The sequence below is a fragment of the Lentilitoribacter sp. EG35 genome (assembly GCF_040784015.1).
Taxonomy (GTDB): Bacteria; Pseudomonadota; Alphaproteobacteria; order Rhizobiales; family Rhizobiaceae; genus Lentilitoribacter.
Genome location: NZ_JBFNGQ010000041.1, coordinates 1 through 672, shown reverse-complemented (window position 1 = coordinate 672; position 672 = coordinate 1). Strand labels below are relative to the sequence as shown.

Genomic DNA, 672 nt, shown 5'->3' with positions numbered 1-672 from the left:
ACGTGCTAAACCTGCTCCAGCTATATAAAGCTCACCACTAACACCAACGGGAACAGGACGAAGCCAATCATCCAATACATAAACCTGAGTGTTCCAAATCGGGCGCCCAATGGGGACGAGCCCCGTTCGATTGCTATCAATTATAATTTCTTCGAACAAACTATCGCCACTTGCTTCAGAAGCGCCATAAAAATTAAACAGCCGAACGTCAGGTAGATCCTCTTGAAACTTCTGCAAATGAAGAACTGTCAATGGTTCGCCACTACAAATCCAAGACTGTAGCCCCACTGGTTTACAAAAATCGTCGTCCTCAAGAAGAGGCACTAACAAACTTGGAACAAGGGTGAGGCAACCAACCTTATGTTGATCCATTAAGCGAGTTATCCTTCCCGGATCACGAGCCGCTACCGAACCAGCAAGAACAACTGATCCATTATTCAAAAATGCACCAAGTAACTCCGTAGATCCATCCAAAAAACTTATCGAACTCTTTGCAAGTGTTGGGCCCTGCCGGTATGAGTGAATACCCCCTATCCACTCTAAACGATTTGCAGCACCACCATGAAGGCCGACCACACCTTTAGGTTTTCCAGTTGATCCTGATGTGTAGATGACATAGGCGGGATTGGTGGGGGTAAGCGGTCGAACTCGGTCACGATTGTCTGGATTGGT

Annotated in this window: 1 protein-coding gene; it reads right to left on the bottom strand. The window is 46.7% G+C overall.

Translation table 11 applies throughout. The features are described 5' to 3' along the window. Positions 1-672 (bottom strand): AMP-binding protein (locus tag AB2J24_RS19860; RefSeq protein ID WP_367386815.1); only part of this gene is annotated, 672 nt, incomplete at both ends.